The organism is Phycisphaeraceae bacterium, from assembly GCA_015709595.1.
GTDB lineage: Bacteria > Planctomycetota > Phycisphaerae > Phycisphaerales > SM1A02 > CAADGA01.
The window spans coordinates 2,807,080-2,824,697 of record CP054178.1 but is presented as its reverse complement, the minus strand read 5'-3'; the positions used below and the strand labels follow the sequence as shown (position 1 = coordinate 2,824,697).

The following is a 17,618-nucleotide window of genomic DNA, read 5'->3' as shown; positions in this document are numbered from 1 at the left end:
GTGCGGTTGGGATGGCCACTTCCGCCGAACAACTGCTCGCCGAAGCACGCGTCGATCCAGCGCTGGAGGAACTGCAGCGAACGATCCGCGCCAATCCATCGGTCGCCAGGCATCGCATCTTCCTCTTCCAGCTTCAGGCCATTCGCGGTGAGTGGGAAAAGGCCCTCACGCAGCTGAACGTGGCGGCGGAACTCGACCCCATCGCGCTCGGAATGGCGCAGATGTACCGCGAGGCCCTGCGAAACGAGGCCCTGCGGGCCGAAGTCTTCGCGGGAAAGCGTTCGCCGCTCGTGCTGGGCGAGCCCCCCGAGTGGATCGGGCTGCTCATCGAGGCCGTCCGCCTGCTGGCCCACGGTCAGGATCAGGCCGCCGCTGACCTGCGCAGCCGGGCGTTCGACGCGGCCCCTGCTTCGCCGGGCACGCTGGATGGTCAGCCCTTCGAGTGGATCGCTGACGCCGACCCACGGCTCGGCCCGGTGCTGGAAGTCATCGTCAATGGACGGTACTTCTGGGTTCCCTTCACCAACATCCGCGAGATCAGGATCGAGCCACCCGCCGATCTGCGTGACTTCGTGTGGGCACCGGCCTACTTCACGTGGGTCAACGGCGGCGAAGCCGTCGGCGTCATCCCCACCCGATACCCCGCCAGCGAATCAAACCCCGACGACCTGATCCGCCTGGCCAGAAAGACTGAGTGGATCGATCGTGGTCATGATCTCTTCGTCGGTCAGGGGCAGCGACTGCTGGCCACCGACGCCGGGGAGCACGCGCTGCTGGACATCCGGACGATCACGCTCCATCAGACGACCCATGCCTGAACTCATTCCCAAGGAGCTGCTCCAGCCGTCGCTGCTCGACCGGCTCACGGATGACGAGCCGGACAAGCAGGTCGAGTCGCGCGACAAGCGCGTGCTGTCGATGAGGCGCCTGCGGGAGGTCGTGCTGCGAGACCTGGAGTGGCTGCTGAACACCAGCAACTGGGATGGTCAGGGCGTGCTTGACGACTATCCCCAGGTGCAGTCGTCCGTGCTGAACTTCGGTCTGCGCGACATGACGGGCGGCACGGCGTCAGGGCTCGATGTAGCGGACGTGGAGAAACGCGTGCGCGAAGCCATTCTGCGGTTCGAGCCGCGGATTCTTCCGCCCTCGCTCCGGGTGAAGGCGATCATCTCCGAGGATCACGGCGCGCCCAACGTGCTGTCGCTGGAGATTACGGGCGACCTGTGGGCCGAACCGGTGCCGGAGAACCTGTACCTGCAGACGCGAGTCGATCTGGAGTCCGGCTCCATTCTGCTGGATGAGTCCATCGGTCGGGGGTCACGCTGATGGATGAGCGACTGCTGCGGCTGTACAACCGGGAGTTGCAGCATCTCCGTGAGTCGGCGGCGGAGTTCGCACGCGATTTTCCCAAGATCGCGGGACGACTGGGACTCGAGGGCTTCGAATGCGCCGATCCATACGTGGAGCGCCTGCTGGAGGGCGCCGCGTACATGGCGGCCCGCGTGCAGCTCAAGATCGAGTCGGAGTTCCCGCGGTTCACGCAGCACCTGCTGGAGGTGGTCTACCCGCACTACCTCTGTCCGATGCCATCCATGGCCATCGTGCAGTTCCAGGCGGATCTGACCGAGGGCAGTCTGGCCGAGGGACCGGAGATTCCACGCGGCAGCCCCCTGCGCAGCATTCTTCCCAAGGGTGAACAGACCCGCTGCATCTACTCCACCGTGCATCCCGTGCGGCTGTGGCCGATCGAAATCATCGAGGCGGCGTACCACACGCGGGATCTGGGTTCGCTCGGACTGGAGAACACCCGCCATGCCCGCGCCGCCCTTCGCCTGCGGCTGCGGGCCACCGCCGGGCAGAAGTTCAACCAGTTGCCCGTCGATCGACTCACTCTGCACCTGCGGGGACAGGGTGCGACGGCCATGCGGCTGTACGAGGCGCTCTTCACCCACGTGTGCGGCGTCTTCATGCACGCGCCCGCCCGTCCGCCCAAGTGGGTCGCGCCGGTGCCGCCGCCCTGCCTGAGGCAAGTGGGTTTTGACGACGATCAGGCCATGCTGCCCTACGGTCCGCGGTCGTTCCACGGCTATCGCCTTCTTCAGGAGTACTTCGCGTTCTCCGACCGCTTCATGTTCGTCGATCTCACCGGTCTCAACGGCGCGTTCCGACGCACCGAGGGCGACGTCATCGACTTCACGATCCTGCTGCGCTCGGCGGACATCGAGCTGGAGAACGCCGTGTCCGCGGCGAACTTCCTGCTCAACTGCGCGCCCGCGGTCAACCTGTTCGAGAAGCGGCTTGACCGAATCCACATCACCGATCGGACCTCTGAGTTTCACGTGGTGCCGGACCGGACGGCCCCGCTCGACTACGAGGTCTACAGGATTCACGACGTGGTGGGCTACGGCGCTTCGGGTGTGACGGACGAGCAGCGGTTCGAGCCCTTCTACACGGCCCGCGACAGCGCCGCCACGGCGGACGCCCGGTACTACGCGGTGACGCGCGTGCCGCGGGTGCTCAGCGAGCGCGAGAAGCTCGGGCGACGCCGCACCTCGCGGTACGCGGGCAGCGAGACGTATCTGTCGCTGGTGGATGTCAACGCCGCCCCCTGGCGGGGCGATCTGAAGCAGCTGGCGGTCACCGCCCTGTGCACCAATCGCGATCTGCCCATCCACATGCCCATCGGGCAGGGGCCGACGGACTTCACGCTGGAGACGGGCGCACCCGTGGCGGCCATCCGGTGCGTGGGCACGCCCACGCCGCCCGCGCCGTCGCTGGCCGAGGGCGACTTCGCCTGGCGCCTCGTGAACCACCTGCGCCCAAACTACCTGACCCTGCTGGACACGCAGAAGGGCGACGCCGCCGCGGCGCTGCGCGACCTGCTCGGGCTGTATGCCGACGCGACGAGGCCGGAGATCCGCAAGCAGATCGAAGGCGTCAAGCAGGTGCAGAGCCGCCCGGTGATCCGGCGGATTCACGGCGCCGGTCCCGTCTCCTTTGCCCGCGGCCTGGAAGTCGCCGTGACGCTCGACGAGGCGGCCTTCGAAGGCACCGGCATTTTCCTGCTGGGCGCGGTGCTGGAGCGTTTCTTCGCCAAGTACGCCACGCTCAACGTGTTCACCACCACCACCATCCGCAGCGCGCAACGAGGGGAGGTCAAGCAGTGGCCGGCGAGAACCGGGCTTCTGAACATCCTCTGACCGAGCGGCTGGCCCGGGCGCCGTGGGAGTACGACTACTTCCAGGCCGTCCGACGGCTGGAGTGCGAGCACCCGCACCTGCCGCGCGTGGGATGGTCGCAGCGGCTGGCCGACGACCCCGTGCGCTTCGCCCAGGAGGCGTCGGCGGCGTTCGCCCCCTCCACGCTGGCCCGCTTCGGGCCGCGCGGCTCCTCGCCCGTGCCGGTCATGACCGTCCGGTTCTTCGGGTTTCTCGGCCCCAACGGCCCGCTGCCCATCCACCTGACCGACTACGTCCGCAACCGCGAACTCAACGCGCATGATCCGACGCTGACCCGCTTTCTCGACGTCTTCCACCACCGGATGCTCTCGCTCTTCTACCGGGCGTGGTCTTCCGGCGAGATCACAGTCAGCCGCGATCGCGCCAATGAGGACCGCTTCGCGGTGTACGTCGGTTCGCTGTTCGGCCACGCCTTCTCCACGCTCCACCAGCGCGACTCGCTGCCGGACGAAGCGAAGCTGCACTACGCCGGGCGGCTGGCCGCCCAGTCCCGCAACGCCGAAGGCCTCACCGCGATCCTGTCCGACTTCTTTCAGGTTCCCGTGCGCATCGTCGAATTCGTCGGTCAGTGGATCGACCTGCCCCGCGAGTACCAGTGCCGTCTGGGTGAATCCCGCGCCACCGGCGCGCTCGGACGCACCTCCATCGTGGGCTCCAGGGTGTGGGACTGTCAGCAGAAGTTCCGGCTGGTCTTCGGGCCTCTGCGTCTGAAGGATTACCTGCGATTCCTGCCGGGCACGATCGGGTTCACCCGTCTGCGCGACTGGATCCGCAACTATCTCGGACGGATGCTGCAGTGGGAAGTCCAGCTCATCCTGCGACGCGACGAGGTGCCCAGCGTCCAGCTCGGGCGCGACGGTCGCCTCGGATGGACCACCTGGCTGCACGCCCAGCCGCTCAACCGCGACCCGGACGACCTCGTGCTACAGTCCGGCGATCTGTGATCTGACTCCACCAACGAGGAAAGTTCCACCCATGGCCGAGATCTCACGGGCAGCCCTGTTCGGAAAGCTCAACAAGGTGGCCTACCGGGCCATCGAGGCCGCCACCGTCTTCTGCAAGATGCGGGGCAATCCCAACGTCGAGCTGGTCCACTGGATCCACCAGATCCTCCAGCTCAACGACTGCGACCTCGTCAAGATCGTCAAGCAGTTCAACCTCGAACCCTCGCGCCTGGCCAAGGACGTCACCGAGGCGCTCGATCGCCTGCCGCGCGGCTCCACCACCATCTCCGACCTCTCCCCGCACGTCGAGGAGGCCGTCGAGCGCGGCTGGGTCTACGCCACCCTCATGTTCAACGAGCCCCAGGTGCGCACCGGCTACCTGATGGTCGGCATCCTGCGCACGCGCGGGCTGCGCCACGAACTCCTCGCCATCAGCCGGGAGTTCGACAAGATTTCCGCCGAGACGCTGGAGAATCGCTTCAGGGAAGTCGTCGCCGGCTCCGTCGAGGAGTCCCTCACCGCCTCCGACGGCTTCCAGGCCGCCGCCGGCGGACCGGGCGCGCCGGGCGAGGCCAGCGGCGCCATGGCGCCCGCCCAGATGGGCAAGAACGAGGCCCTGCGCATGTTCACCGTGGACATGACCGAGCAGGCACGCTCCGGCAAGATCGACCCCGTCGTCGGACGCGACGAGGAAATCCGCCAGATCGTGGACATCCTCATGCGCCGACGCCAGAACAACCCCATCCTCACCGGCGAGGCGGGCGTGGGCAAGACCGCCGTGGTCGAGGGCTTCGCCCTGCGCATCGCGCGGGGCGACGTCCCGCCCTCCCTCAAGGATGTCACCCTGCGCTCGCTCGACGTCGGCCTGCTCCAGGCCGGCGCCAGCATGAAGGGCGAGTTCGAGAACCGCCTCAAGCAGGTCATCGAGGAGGTCCAGTCCTCCCCCAAGCCCATCATCCTCTTCATCGACGAGGCCCACACCCTCATGGGCGCGGGCGGCTCGGCGGGCACCGGCGACGCCGCCCAGCTCCTCAAGCCCGCCCTGGCCCGCGGCACCCTGCGCACCATCGCCGCCACCACCTGGGCGGAGTACAAGAAGCACATCGAGAAGGATCCCGCCATGACCCGCCGCTTCCAGGTGGTGCAGGTCGATGAGCCCACCGAGGAGCGCGCCATCCTCATGATGCGCGGCGTCGCCTCCACCATGGAGAAGCACCACAAGGTCCAGCTCCTCGATGAAGGCATCGAGGCCGCCGTCCGCCTCTCCGCACGCTACATCCCCGCCCGGCAGATGCCCGACAAGTGCGTCTCCCTGCTCGACACCGCCTGCGCCCGCGTGGCCATCAGCCAGCACGCCGTCCCCGCCGAGGTGGATGACTGCCGCAAGCGCATCGAGGCCCTCACCACCGAGCTCGACATCATCGCCCGCGAGGAGAAGATCGGCATCGACGTCGCCGAACGCAAGAAGTCCGCCGGGCAGAAGCTGGCGGATGAGAAGGAGCGCCTCGCCCTCCTCGAAGCCCGCTGGGAGAAGGAACGCTCACTCGTCGAGGAAGTCCTGCGCGCCCGCGCCCGCCTGCGAGGCGACGCCGCCCCCGTCGAGGGCACCGGCTCCAAGCTCGAACAGGCCGCCGCCAGGGACGCCGCCGCCAGGGAAGCCAAGTCGCTCGAAGCCGGCACCGGCGCCGGCAGCGACCTCTCCCAACAGGAACGCGCCGACATCCTCGCCCACCTCCACCAACTCCAGCGGCAACTCGCCGAACTCCAGGGCGAAACACCCCTCATCCTCCCCAGCGTCGGGGCCGAGGCCGTCGGCTCCGTCGTCGCCGACTGGACCGGCATCCCCGTCGGACGCATGATGCGCAACGAGATTCAGACCGTCATGAACCTCGCCTCCATCCTCTCCGACCGCGTCGTCGGACAGCGGCACGCCATGGAGATGATCGCCAAGCGCATCCAGACCTCACGCGCCGGGCTCGACAACCCCCAGAAGCCCATCGGCGTCTTCATGCTCGCCGGACCCTCCGGCGTCGGAAAGACCGAAACCGCCCTCGCACTCGCCGAGGCACTCTACGGCGGCGAACAGAACGTCATCACCATCAACATGAGCGAGTTCCAGGAGGCCCACACCGTCTCCACCCTCAAGGGCGCGCCGCCCGGATACGTCGGCTACGGCGAGGGCGGCATCCTCACCGAGGCCGTCCGACGCAAGCCCTACTCCGTCGTCCTTCTCGACGAGGTCGAAAAGGCCCACCCCGACGTCCACGAAATCTTCTTCCAGGTCTTCGACAAAGGATGGATGGAGGACGGCGAGGGACGCTTCATCGACTTCAAGAACACCATCATCCTGCTCACCACCAACGCCGGCACCGACCTCATCATGAACCTCTGCAAGGACCCGGACCTCAAGCCCGAGCCCGACCAGCTCGCCAAGGCCCTCCGCGAACCCCTGCTCAAGGTCTTCCCGCCCGCACTCCTCGGCCGCATCGTCACCATCCCCTACTACCCCCTCAGCGATGAGATGATCGCCGCCATCTGCAAACTCCAGCTCTCACGCATCGCCAGGCGCGTCCGCGGAACGCACAAGGTGCCCTTCGACTACGACCCCGCCGTCATCACCCTCATCGGCAGCCGCTGCACCGAACTCGAAAGCGGCGGACGCATGATCGACGCCATCCTCACCAACACCGTCCTCCCCACCATCAGCGCCGAAGTCCTCAACCGCATGATCGACGGCCGCAGCATCACCCGCGTCCACATCAGCGTCCACGACAACGACTTCGCCTACGCCTTCGATTGACCCCCCCCACGCGCCCCCCACACCCCCCCGCATGCCACGGCTCTGTGAGCCGTGCGCCCCCACGTGCCCCCCGCGTGCCACGGCTCTGTGAGCCGTGCCCCCACGTACCCCCCGCGTGCCACGGCTCTGTGAGCCGTGCCCCCACGTACCCCCCGCGTGCCACGGCTGTCCCAGCCGTGCGGGCGGCCTGCGGCGCTCGATCGCGCACCCGCACACTCGGAGGACTCCCTCACGACTCGATGGTCTGCGTCATTGCGACTTCCCCGCGGCCGACACGGCCGCGGCACACTCCCGCGTGTGCCACGGCTCTGTGAGCCGTGCGGGCGGCCTGCGGCGCTCGATACTGGTCACGATGGAGTCGTGAGCGGGTGACAGGCCGCGATGGCGCGCCGGAACTCCGGGGCGCGCGCGCGGAACGCCGGGGGCGCGCGCGGAACGCCGCCACCGCGCGCCGGAACGCCGCCGCCGCGCACCGGAACGCCGGGGGCGCGCGCCGGAACGCCGCGAGGATGTCATGGAACTCCGGGTACGGGGCATGATGGTCCGGGGGGCGGGGGGTTAGCAGACTCACCCTGCCCTGTGACGAGCTACGTGCCCGACTTTCTGCGATTGCAGTCCTTGCACAGCATCTGGCAGTTCCCCCCCACAGTCTTGCCGCCTTCATGCCACGGCTTGATGTGGTCGGCTTCCATCTCGTCGAGTTCCCACTTCTTGTTCTTGTTTTCCCCTGTGCACTTCGGACATTTGCCCTTTTGTTTCTCGTACGCTTCCCGCCTCATGTTGGGCGAGAACGCGCGGATGTTCAGGTGACGCTCATCGCCATCGAGAACGTAGGGATAAATGCCTGACTTCTTCTCCACGTCCTCATCTTCCATGAGCCGGGCGACTTCCTGCTCCAGTTTCGTCGGGTTCAATCGCTTGGTCCCGAACTGGTTGAAGAGTTCTCCCCATTTGACGTTCTTCATTTCCTTGCGCCTGGTCGGGAACGTCGCTTTGACCCATGCGATCACGCTCTGGAAGTAGTGCCACAACTCGCCAGCATCCGCATCGTGCTGGTGCTTGGACATGTACTCTTCGATGCTGTCCAATCCTGTCGCCTGGGCGTGCCAGTCGATCGCGGTTTCGAGGTATTCCTGCCGGATCGGGCTGCATCCTGCGGGCATGTAATCGCTTGCCAGCCCATACGCAGCACAGCCCGTCTTGCTGAAATACCGCTTGGCATCGGCAGTCCACGGCCCGGCATAGACCGCGTTGCGCAATTCCTGATCGGTGAGTTTCTCGCCTGCGATGTTGATGGTTCTGAACCAGTCCAGCCGCTCGCTGTCGGTGCCGGAACAGAAGTAGATCATGCAGTGTTGTTGAGGATTCATTCATCCGATTCCGCAGCTTGTCGCAGGCTCAAGAATGCTTCCTTTAGAGGCTGCTTAACCGCGCTGTCCGGCTCGGCAAGCAAAAGAGCTTGGTACGCATCGAGGAAAGCAATGCGCAGGCGGTGGAATAAGAGACTGTTTCAGAACATGAGTCTCGACCGATGAAGAGCGTCGTCAGCACAAGTGCAGGGAGGCACGATCATGGCGGCGGAACTGCTCCCGGAAGCGTTGTGGGAAGAGATCGAACCATTGCTGCCCCGGTGTCGCGGGCCCGGACGGGCCGGCCGCCGGTGGACAACAAGCGGGCGCTGCGGGGCATCATCTTCGTGCTCCGCTACGGCGTGCCGTGGCAGGCGGTGCCGACCGACGCCTTCGGCGTCAGCGGCTCGTCCTGCTGGCGGCGTTTCAGCGAGTGGACCAGGGCGGGCGTGTGGGCGCAGGTGCATCGGGCGTTGCTCAATCGCCTGGGGAAACTCGATGGCATCGACCTCCAGCATGTCGTGGTCGATTCGCAGTCGGTGCGGGCCGTCCAAGGGGCGCACACCGGCCCCAACCCGACGGACCGCGGCAAACAGGGCTGCAAACGCCATGTGCTGACCGATGCCCGAGGCACCCCTCTGGTGGTGCAGACCACGCCCGCCAACGTGCCCGACCAGAGGCAACTGCCCGCGCTGCTGGCGGCGCGTCCTGCGGTGCAGGGTCCGCGTGGCGCCGCGCGGCGCCCGGAGGCGATCATCGGCGATCGCGCGTACGGAACCCGGGAAATGATCGCGCACGTCGAAGGCCAACGCATCCACAGCATGCTCGCCCCGCGCACCGACGACACCCACGGCAGCGGCCTGGGCGTGCTGCGGTACGTGGTCGAGCGGACGCTGGCGTGCTTCAGCCACTTCCGACGCCTCCGCCTGTGCTACGAACGCTGGAATGAACAATTCCAGGCCTTCCATGACCTCGCCGCCGCGATGCTCGTCTGCTCGCGGATCAAGTCGATCAAGTCCAGGCATCTACTGTTCTGAAACAGTCTCTAAGTACCTGCTCGGCAGTCACCTTGCCCGTGGCGACATCATCGAGGAGTTGCAGAGTGTCTTCGTACATCTTGGCAGGCCGACCGACGAGTGCTGTATTCTTTGTCAGCGTCGAGTCGTGATTGCGCAGCGCCGGTGTAAGAAAGGCGGTGGTGGGATTGCAGGGCAGACGATTGTCCGTGATGAACCGCGTCAAATACTGTTCGTCGTAGGTGCGCCCGGAGAAGGAATCCTTGGAACCGATCTCCGTGTACGGCTTTCGTGGATCGACCTCTGGCTTGTGCATCTTGGCGAGCATGCACGACATGAGCAATCGAACGCCAGCGCGGTTACTGATGCACCTTGCAACGTAGTCGATACGTTCAAGAATGGCCTCATCGGTTACAACATGCTTGGCCCCAAGCGTCGCCGCTTTCGCCAGCGTCGAGTCGAGCAGTTCGCGTGGCGTCGGCATCAATGATCTCCCCACAGAACGTCGCTAGCGCGCTTCTTCTCGGGGTCGTAGTTGACCCACAGAACTTCGGTGCGCGTGTCCTTCGTGGAGTGATTCGTTTTCGCAGGACCGACGATCTTCCGCCAACGCTTCGATGGATACAGGCGGTCGATGAGCTCGCAGTCGTAGTTGGAGAATGCGACCATACCCTTGGCCGCGTTCAGGGCGTCGGCCAACTCTTCGTGCTGCGCGTCGGTCATTTCATGCCCGTATGCCTTGGAGTCACCGCGCGTCTCATGCACATACGGCGGATCGCAGTAAAAGAGCGTGTCGGGAGAGTCGTAGAGTCGAATGACATCGATAGCGGGACGATTCTCGATCTGCACACGGATCAAGCGTTCACCAATCTCCGGCAGCATCTCGACGCCACCGAGCCACCGACTTACCACACCGCTCATTCCAGCGCGGCTTGTGTCCATGCAGTTTGCCCAACGCCCAAGGCTTGCGGTCTGCGCCAATCCTGTCCGCACCTGTCGCGCTCTAACGTAGAATCGGCGTGCCCGTTCAATCGCGGATTGCTTGCCGTCGAGTTCGCAGGCGATTGCGAACTCTTCCCGTGAGAATGGGGTCAATCCAATCGCCTTGACGAGCCGTTCCTTCTGGTTGCGCAGGACACGGAAGAAGTTACAGACTTCACCATCCAGATCGTTGTACGTCTCGATGGGCGAGGGAGCGCGGTTCAGCAAGACTGCCGCAGACCCCGCGAACGGCTCACAATAGTGGTGACACTTCGGCAGAAGCGGCAGAAGCCAATCCAGATGGGAGAACTTCCCGCTGTACCAGCCGAACGCAATCAACTTCTTGCTCCCGTTCAGTCTAGAAACGGGCGGTGGCGCGCTTTTGCGGCGCTTCGTTACATCATCCTTCATTATGATGGGGATCGTCTTAGTCGTCATGTGTGAAGTCTACTCGACTCATCGCTGCGGAAGTCGCCATCTTCTTCCAGCACCCCCACATCAAGTTTGCTCAGCGCGGGAACGCGGCCGCCGGGGGGGAGTTCGCCGTTGTAGATGAGCCGCAGGCCATGCTTGCCCTGGTGCTTGCTGAAGAGGTCGGGGTCGGCATTCTTGTAGCAGGTGGTGATGAGCCGCTTGAGGCCGATCTTGTGGAAGTTGTGCGAGAAGTAGTGAAAGAAGTTGCTGACCTTGGGGTCATCGCAGTTGCACAGGACGGTTTTGCCCTTGAAATGCTTGGTGTAGTGCTTGAGTTCCTTTTCGATGTCGGGAAGCTGAGTGTAGAACTCGTCCTTCTTGGACGCTGCGGCGGCGCGGAGCGAGCGGTTGAGGGGCTTGTCCTTGGCGTCGGTGTCGCGCCGTGCTGTTCGAGCGGACTTGTCGGGTTGAACCCCGCGTTTCCGTGCCATGATCGGAGCATACCCGGCGCCGGTTGTTCGGGCAAGGGTCGGTAGGTGCGGTGGGCTTCCCCGCGGCCGACACGGCCGCGGCACACTCCCGTGTGTGCCACGGCTCTGTGAGCCGTGCGGGCGGCCTGCGGCGCTCGATCGCGCACCCGCACACTCGGAGGACTCCCTCACGACTCGATGGTCTGCGTCATTGCGACTTCCCCGCGGCCGACACGGCCGCGGCACACTCCCGCGTGTGTGCCACGGCTCTGTGAGCCGTGCGGGCGGCCTGCGGTGCTCGATCGCGCACCCGCCACACTCGGAGCGACTCCCTCACGACTCGATGGTCTGCGTCATTGCGACTTCCCCGCGGCCGACACGGCCGTGGCACGCGCAGTCCGCCGCCGTCGGTCGTCAGTCACCAGCGTCTTACTTGTCTCCCGCGAACAGGTCGAGGAAGCGATCCTCGTAGTCCTTGAACACGCCCAGTTGATCGAGGAGTTGCTTGAGTTCGAAGGCCTTGGAGCGGTCGGCGCTGGCCTGATCGAAGAGGCGTTCGATGGCGGCGTGCTGGTCCGCCGTCAGGCGGGGTCGGGGGGCGGGTGATCCGGGGGCGGGTGATTCGGCGTCGGCGGCTTCGTCGCCTTCGGTGGCGGGGAACTCGGGCCCTTCATCTTCGTCGCCCCCCCCACCGCTGTCGCCGCCGCGCTGCTGCTGTTCGCGGTAGGCCTGCTGGAGTCGTTCGAGCAGGTCGACGAGTTGGCCCTCGATGTGCTGGGCCTGCTGCCGGAGTTCGGAGAGGTCCAGGTCGATGCCGCTGAGCACGGTGAAGACCTCGAGGATGCCCAGGGACGCCTTGGGGAAGGGCAGTTGGGCGAAGACCTGCGGCATTTCGCCCAGCAGGCAGCCGCCGCGGAGGTTGGCCTCCTGGGCGGCGGCGAGGAGCACGCCGTTGAGTCCGGAGACGCGGCCCTCGGCCAGGGGCTCGATTTCGAGCCGGGTGAACTCGCGGGCGGTTTCCTCATCGGCCGCGGCGCCGAAGAGGCGCGAGCGGTGCGCGGGCTCCATGCCCGTGGCCATGGCGGCGAAGGTGAAGACCCGCTCCACGCCGTGGTCGCGGGCGTAGCGGATGATCTGCCGGCAGAAGGCGAACTTGCCGATGGGCGGCTGCTGCTCGCCCACGAAGACGATCAGGTCGTGGCGCCCGGCGGGATCGCGCCACAGGAAGAAGCGGTTGCGCGGCTTGCGCACGGGCTGGATCACGCCCTTCTTCACCTCGACGTGATCGACGTCGAAGAGGTCGCCGCCCTCGAGCTCGGCGATGACGGTCATGCCCAGCTTGGCCAGCAGGTAGACGCCCGCGTTGACCGCCACGTGCCCCATGCCGGGCCAGACGGCGACGAGCCAGGGGTGGTTGAGTTCGAGTCTGGTTTCCTCGGCCATGCGTCCTCCCGAGGGATTGGATGCCGATCACTTGGCGTCGATCCAGGATGTTCCGATGGCGGAGCCGACCTTGAGCGGCACCACGAGGTTCATGGCGTGCTCCATGCGATCGACGACGAAGGATCGCAGCGGCTCGGCGTCGGGCCGGGGCGCCTCGAAGACGAGTTCATCGTGAATCTGCAGGAGCATGCGCGCCCGCGGGAAGGCCCCCGGCAGTTCGCGGTGCAGGGTGATCATGGCGACCTTGATGAGGTCGGCGGCGGAGCCCTGCACCACGGAGTTGATGGCCATCCGCTCGCCCAGGGCCTTCTCCTGCGGGTGGCGCGACAGCACCTGCGGAATGGCGCGGCGGCGCTTGAGGATCGTCTCCACGTAGCCGCGCCGCTCGGCGGCGTGGACGCAGGCGTCGAGGAACTCGTTGATGCGGCTGAAGCGGTGCTTGTAGTCGGCGATGATGGCGGCGGCCTCCTCGTTGGTGACCTGCCCGCCCAGCCGCCGCGCCAGCCCGAAGGGCGTGATGCCGTAGACGATGCCGAAGTTGATCATCTTGGCGCTGGAGCGCTGCGCGGGCGTCACCTGGTCGGGGGGCACGCGGTAGACCTCGGCCGCGACGGCGGTGTGGATGTCCATGTCGCGGCGGAAGGCGTCGATCAGCCCGGGGTCGCCAGACAGGTGCGCCAGGATGCGCAGTTCGATCTGCGAATAGTCGGCGGTGATGAGCGCCCCGCCGGGGTCGGCCACGAAGGCGCGGCGGATCTCGCGCCCCACGTCCGTGCGGATGGGAATGTTCTGCAGGTTCGGGTCGGAACTGGCCAGGCGGCCCGTGGCCGCGACGGTCTGGTGGAACGAGGCGTGGACGCGGCCCGTCCGGGGGTTGATGGCGTCCTTGAGCGCGACGAGGTAGGTGTTGACCAGCTTCGTGAGCTGACGGTGCTCGACGATGAGCGAGGGCACGGGCGAATCGATCGCGGGGTCGGCGGCGAGTTTCTCGAGCACCTCCACGTCCGTCGATGGCCCGGTCTTGCCGCGCTTGAGAACCTTCAGCCCCAGCCCCGGCGGCTCCTGGTCGGGGCGGTTGAAGAGCACCTCGGCCAGCTGCCGGGGCGAATCGGGATTGAAGGGGAAGGGCGAGGCGTCGATGATGCGCCGCCGCAGGTCGGCGATGCGACCGTTGAGCGCGTCGCGCTGGCGATCGAGCTCGACCGGATCGACGCGGATGCCGTTGAACTCCAGCTCGGCCAGCACCTCGACCAGCGGCATCTCCACGTCGCGGAAGAGGTCGCGCAGGTGCATGGCGTCGATCATCGGGTCGAACACGCCGCGCAGGCGCAGGGTGATGTCGGCGTCCTCGGCGGCGTAGGCGGCGGCGAGCGGCAGGGGCGCGCGGTCGAAGGTGGATTGCGCCTTGCCCGAACCGATCAGCCGCGTGATGGGGATCGGCGCGTAGCGCAGGAAGGCCAGCGCCAGCGCATCCATGCCGTGGCTGGAGCGCGTGGCGTCGATGACGTAACTGGCCACCATGGTGTCGAAGGCGACGCCGCGCACGCGCACCCCGTGCGTGCGCAGAACGTTCAGGTCGAACTTCATGTTGTGGCCGATCTTGGCGATGGCCGGGTCCTCGAGCACGGGCCGCAGCAGATCGAGCGCGGCGGCGGCGGCCAGGTGCGTGCCCTGCTCGGGCGAACGGACGGGGATGTACACGCCGGTTCCCGGCGCGATGGACAGGGAGACCCCGCACAGGTTGGCGCTGATGGGCGAAAGCCCGTCGGTCTCGGTGTCGAAGGAGACGAAGCCGGTGCGGCGGACGTCCTCGACGAACGACGACACGTCCGCCGCGGTGCGCAGACAGCGGTAGTCGCCCCGCGCGGCGGCGGCGAGCGCCGGGTGATCGTCGATGATCGCCGCGCCGGGTTTGGCGGCGTCGGCGAAGAGGGAATAGCCGAAGAGCCCCCCCGCTTCGGGCGGGCGGGCGTGTTCCGGCTCCTCGACCGCGGCGGCGGACGACGCGGGCGAGGACCGCGATGAACCCGCCGCACGAGGTTCCGCCGCCCCGCCCGCCGCCGCGGCGCCGGGCTTGTCGCCGGAAGCGCCGCCCTGGCCGTTGACGATCGCCGCCAGGTCGTCCTGATGGCGGTTGAAGCCCAGTTCGCGGAAGGTGGCCTGCACGCGGGGCAGGTCGATGGCGGCGGGGTCGAAGCGGGCGGCGTCAAGCGAGAAGGGCGCTTCGCAATCCTCCTTCAGCCCCACCAGCCGGCGCGACAGACGCACGAGGTCGCGCGATTGCTCCAGGTTCTCGCGCCGCTTGCCCTTGATCTCGTCCAGGTGATCGAGCAGGTTGTCCAGCGACCCGTACTGCACGATCAACTGCCCGGCGGTCTTGGGGCCGACGCCGGGCACGCCGGGCACGTTGTCCACGGCGTCGCCCATCAGGGCCAGCACGTCCGGCACCATGGCGGGCGTCACGCCCGGCACGCCGAACACGCTTTCGGGCGTGACGACTTCGTCCTTGTGGATGTCGAACAGCTCGACGCGGTCGCTCACCAGCTGCGTGAGATCCTTGTCGCGGGAGATGATGCGCACCTTCACATTGTTGAACTCGCCTCGCTCGGCGCGGCGGGCGATGGTGGCGATCACGTCGTCCGCCTCCACGCCCTCCTCGGCGATGATGGGAATGTCCATCTCCTGGAGCACCTGCAGGCAGCGGGCCACCTGCGGGCGGAAGTCGTCCGGCGGCTCGGGACGGTGGGCCTTGTACTCCGGGTAGATCGTGCTGCGGAAGGTCTCCTTGTCGCCGCTGGCGTCGATGACCACCGCCAGGTAGTGCGGCCGGTGCTCGCGAAGCAGCTTGAGCAGCGTGCCCACGAAGCCGAACACCATGTTGGTGGGCTCGCGCGTGACCGGGCTGGACATGGTGCCCGGCCTGATGGCGTGGTACGCGCGGAAGAACTGCGCGTGACCGTCGATCAGGTACAGCACCTTGGGCTCGCTGGACGGCTCGGCCATGCGGGCATGGTATCGGGGATGCGTGACGGTCGCCGCACGGGGCGGGACGTGACATGCGGCGAGCCGTCGCCTCGCAGCGATCAGGGTGTTTTCCCTGTCGGTCGGCCCGTCGCGCCGGCATCGAATCCACAGGATCCGGCGGATCGCGTCACGTCCGCCCGGGTTCACAGGAGAAGCGACGATGACCGCCGCACGCGAGTTCTACGAGACCTGGCCGAAGAAGATGGGCGCCATGAAGCGCCAGATGCCCGAGGTGGGCGCGGCCTTTCACGCCCTGCACCAGCCGCTGATGGCCGAGGGAGCGATCGACGAGAAGACCAAGGAACTGATCGCCCTGGGCATCTCCATCGCCATCCGCTGCGAGGCGTGCATCTACGCCCACATCCAGCGCGCGATGAAACTTGGCGCGACGCGGCCCGAGATTCTCGACGCCGCGGGCGTGGCCGTCGTCATGCAGGGCGGACCGGGGTACGTCTACGTGCCCAAGGTGATCGAAGCGCTGGACGCGCTGGAGGAGAGCCGGCAGGCGGCGGCCACGCCAGGATGATCCGCGGCGCGTGATCGCCCTGCTCACGCGGCCGCGATGGATGCGATGGCGTTCGACATGGCGGAACTCATCGCCACGCCCCGCCGCGCCATCACCGCCCTGGCCACTTCAAGGAACTTCTCCAGTCGGTAGGTTCTCGATCCCGCATCCGTCAGCCACGCGAAGGCCGGCACGGTCGCGGGCGGGGCGGCGGTGGTGGCGATCATCGCGCCGGTGCCGAACACGCTGCCGGTCATGATCCGCGTGTTGATGGCGAACTTCACGTGGTCGCCCACGATCGCGCCCAGGAACATCAGCCCCGTGCGCCGGTGCTGGCCGTCGGGCCGGGACTTCATCACCACCTCGCCGTAGGTGTTGAGCAGGTTGCTGTTGGTGGTTCCCGCGCCGAAGTTGGCCCACTCGCCCACCCACGAATCGCCGAGGTGGCCTTCGTGCGACTTGTTCGAGTATCCCTGGAAGATCGTGCCCCCCACCTCGCCGCCCACCTTGCACCACGGGCCGACCACGGTGTTCGCCTTGATGTGGGCCCGGTCCACCACCGTCGAATGCCGCGCGATGCGGCACGGGCCGCTCACCACCGCGTTGGGGCGGATGACCGCGTGCTCGTTGATCGACACCGGCCCGTGCTCCGCGTCCAGCACGACGCCGGGATACACCTTCGCGGTGCGGTGAATCTCCACCGGGTGGTCGCCGAGCACCGTGACGCCGTGGGGGGGCACCTGCGTGTCGAGCAGGCGCGTGGCGTGCAGATCGTGCCCAATCGCCGCGTCGCGGTGACGGATGACGTCCCACGGGTGCGTCAGCAGCGCCTGCCCCGCCGCGGCCCGCACGTGGACTTCATCCGGCAGCGACCCCGTCATCAGGAAGTGCAGCGCGCCATCGATCGTCAGCCGGACGAGGATCACATCGCCCGATTCCTGCTGCACGATGGCCTCGTTGAGCGCGGGCGAGAACCCGTCCCCCTCTCCCCCGCGGCTTGGCAGCAGCCAGCGGCCGTTGACCAGCAGCACCTGGCGCGACTCGATCGGCAGCTGATTCACCGGCACGGCGCTGCGCTCGGCCACGATGGCCGCCAGCCGCTGCGGCGCCCACACACCGACGAGCGTTTCGGACCTGGCATGGGTGATGCGGCCCAGCGTGGGGAAGACCCCGGTGCGGATCTCAAACACCGCCCGCAGGTCGGTCATGGGTGAGAGATCGTGCCGCCCATCATCGAAGATGATCATGCCCATGGCGCGGGGAGTGTAGCCCCGCCCCCCACGATGCCCCCCACACGATGCCCCCCCACGATGCCCCCCCACGATGCCCCCACACGATGAGCCCCCGCGATCAGCCCGCTCGCAGCGGCCCGGCCGGCGGCGGCGCAACACCGCCGAGGGAACCGATGTTTCACGCCCTCGCACAGGTGTTCC

The 17,618-nt window shown here is 67.0% G+C and carries 13 protein-coding genes and 1 pseudogene; 7 read left to right on the top strand and 7 right to left on the bottom strand.

What is annotated here, in order from left to right:
* Nucleotides 1–11 precede the first annotated feature (11 nt).
* The 5 genes from HRU76_12015 to tssH are packed head-to-tail and all read left to right on the top strand — an operon-like array spanning nt 12 to nt 6,983.
* Nucleotides 12–818, top strand: a complete 807-nt coding sequence (locus HRU76_12015) for a virulence protein SciE type (protein QOJ18265.1) — start codon at nt 12–14, stop codon at nt 816–818.
* Nucleotides 811–1,326, top strand: a complete 516-nt coding sequence (gene tssE / locus HRU76_12010) for a type VI secretion system baseplate subunit TssE (GenBank protein ID QOJ18264.1) — start codon at nt 811–813, stop codon at nt 1,324–1,326. Before HRU76_12015 ends, tssE begins: the two co-directional genes overlap by 8 nt.
* Nucleotides 1,326–3,200 (top strand): type VI secretion system baseplate subunit TssF, encoded by a 1,875-nt coding sequence (gene tssF / locus HRU76_12005; GenBank protein ID QOJ18263.1) that lies wholly within the window; start codon nt 1,326–1,328, stop codon nt 3,198–3,200. Before tssE ends, tssF begins: the two co-directional genes overlap by 1 nt.
* A complete protein-coding gene (gene tssG / locus HRU76_12000) occupies nt 3,164–4,183 on the top strand; it encodes a type VI secretion system baseplate subunit TssG (protein ID QOJ18262.1) in 1,020 nt (339 codons plus the stop codon). Before tssF ends, tssG begins: the two co-directional genes overlap by 37 nt.
* Nucleotides 4,184–4,214: 31 nt before the next feature.
* Nucleotides 4,215–6,983, top strand: coding sequence for a type VI secretion system ATPase TssH (gene tssH, locus HRU76_11995; GenBank protein QOJ18261.1), 2,769 nt, complete (start codon nt 4,215–4,217; stop codon nt 6,981–6,983).
* Nucleotides 6,984–7,570: 587 nt separating this feature from the next.
* On the opposite strand, the gene HRU76_11990 is transcribed toward tssH, so the two are convergent.
* On the bottom strand, nt 7,571–8,353 hold the full coding sequence (locus HRU76_11990) for an HNH endonuclease (protein QOJ18260.1): 783 nt from the start codon (nt 8,351–8,353) through the stop codon (nt 7,571–7,573).
* Between the two features lie 201 nt (nt 8,354–8,554).
* Here HRU76_11990 and HRU76_11985 point away from each other — a divergent pair.
* Nucleotides 8,555–9,297, top strand: a pseudogene (locus HRU76_11985) (IS5 family transposase).
* Nucleotides 9,298–9,343: 46 nt separating this feature from the next.
* On the opposite strand, the gene HRU76_11980 reads toward HRU76_11985, so the two are convergent.
* The 5 genes from HRU76_11980 to polA form a co-directional block, all read right to left on the bottom strand.
* Entirely contained in the window at nt 9,344–9,832 is a 489-nt protein-coding gene (locus HRU76_11980) for a hypothetical protein (protein ID QOJ18259.1), read from the bottom strand.
* A complete protein-coding gene (locus HRU76_11975; protein ID QOJ19180.1) occupies nt 9,832–10,740 on the bottom strand; it encodes a DNA adenine methylase in 909 nt (302 codons plus the stop codon). The genes HRU76_11980 and HRU76_11975 overlap by 1 nt, the downstream gene beginning before the upstream one ends.
* 23 nt (nt 10,741–10,763) lie before the next feature.
* A complete protein-coding gene (locus HRU76_11970; protein QOJ18258.1) occupies nt 10,764–11,234 on the bottom strand; it encodes a hypothetical protein in 471 nt (156 codons plus the stop codon).
* Between the two features lie 408 nt (nt 11,235–11,642).
* Nucleotides 11,643–12,656 carry a PAC2 family protein gene (locus tag HRU76_11965; protein ID QOJ18257.1) on the bottom strand — a complete coding sequence of 338 codons (1,014 nt, stop codon included), beginning with the start codon at nt 12,654–12,656 and terminating at the stop codon, nt 11,643–11,645.
* A 27-nt stretch (nt 12,657–12,683) separates the two neighbouring features.
* Nucleotides 12,684–15,659 (bottom strand): DNA polymerase I, encoded by a 2,976-nt coding sequence (polA, locus tag HRU76_11960; GenBank protein ID QOJ18256.1) that lies wholly within the window; start codon nt 15,657–15,659, stop codon nt 12,684–12,686.
* 181 nt (nt 15,660–15,840) lie between these two features.
* Here polA and HRU76_11955 point away from each other — a divergent pair, with 181 nt between their 5' ends.
* On the top strand, nt 15,841–16,206 hold the full coding sequence (locus HRU76_11955; GenBank protein QOJ18255.1) for a carboxymuconolactone decarboxylase family protein: 366 nt from the start codon (nt 15,841–15,843) through the stop codon (nt 16,204–16,206).
* Between the two features lie 23 nt (nt 16,207–16,229).
* Here the strand turns inward: HRU76_11955 and HRU76_11950 are convergent, their stop codons facing one another.
* A complete protein-coding gene (locus HRU76_11950) occupies nt 16,230–17,438 on the bottom strand; it encodes a hypothetical protein (GenBank protein QOJ18254.1) in 1,209 nt (402 codons plus the stop codon).
* Nucleotides 17,439–17,618: the final 180 nt, after the last annotated feature.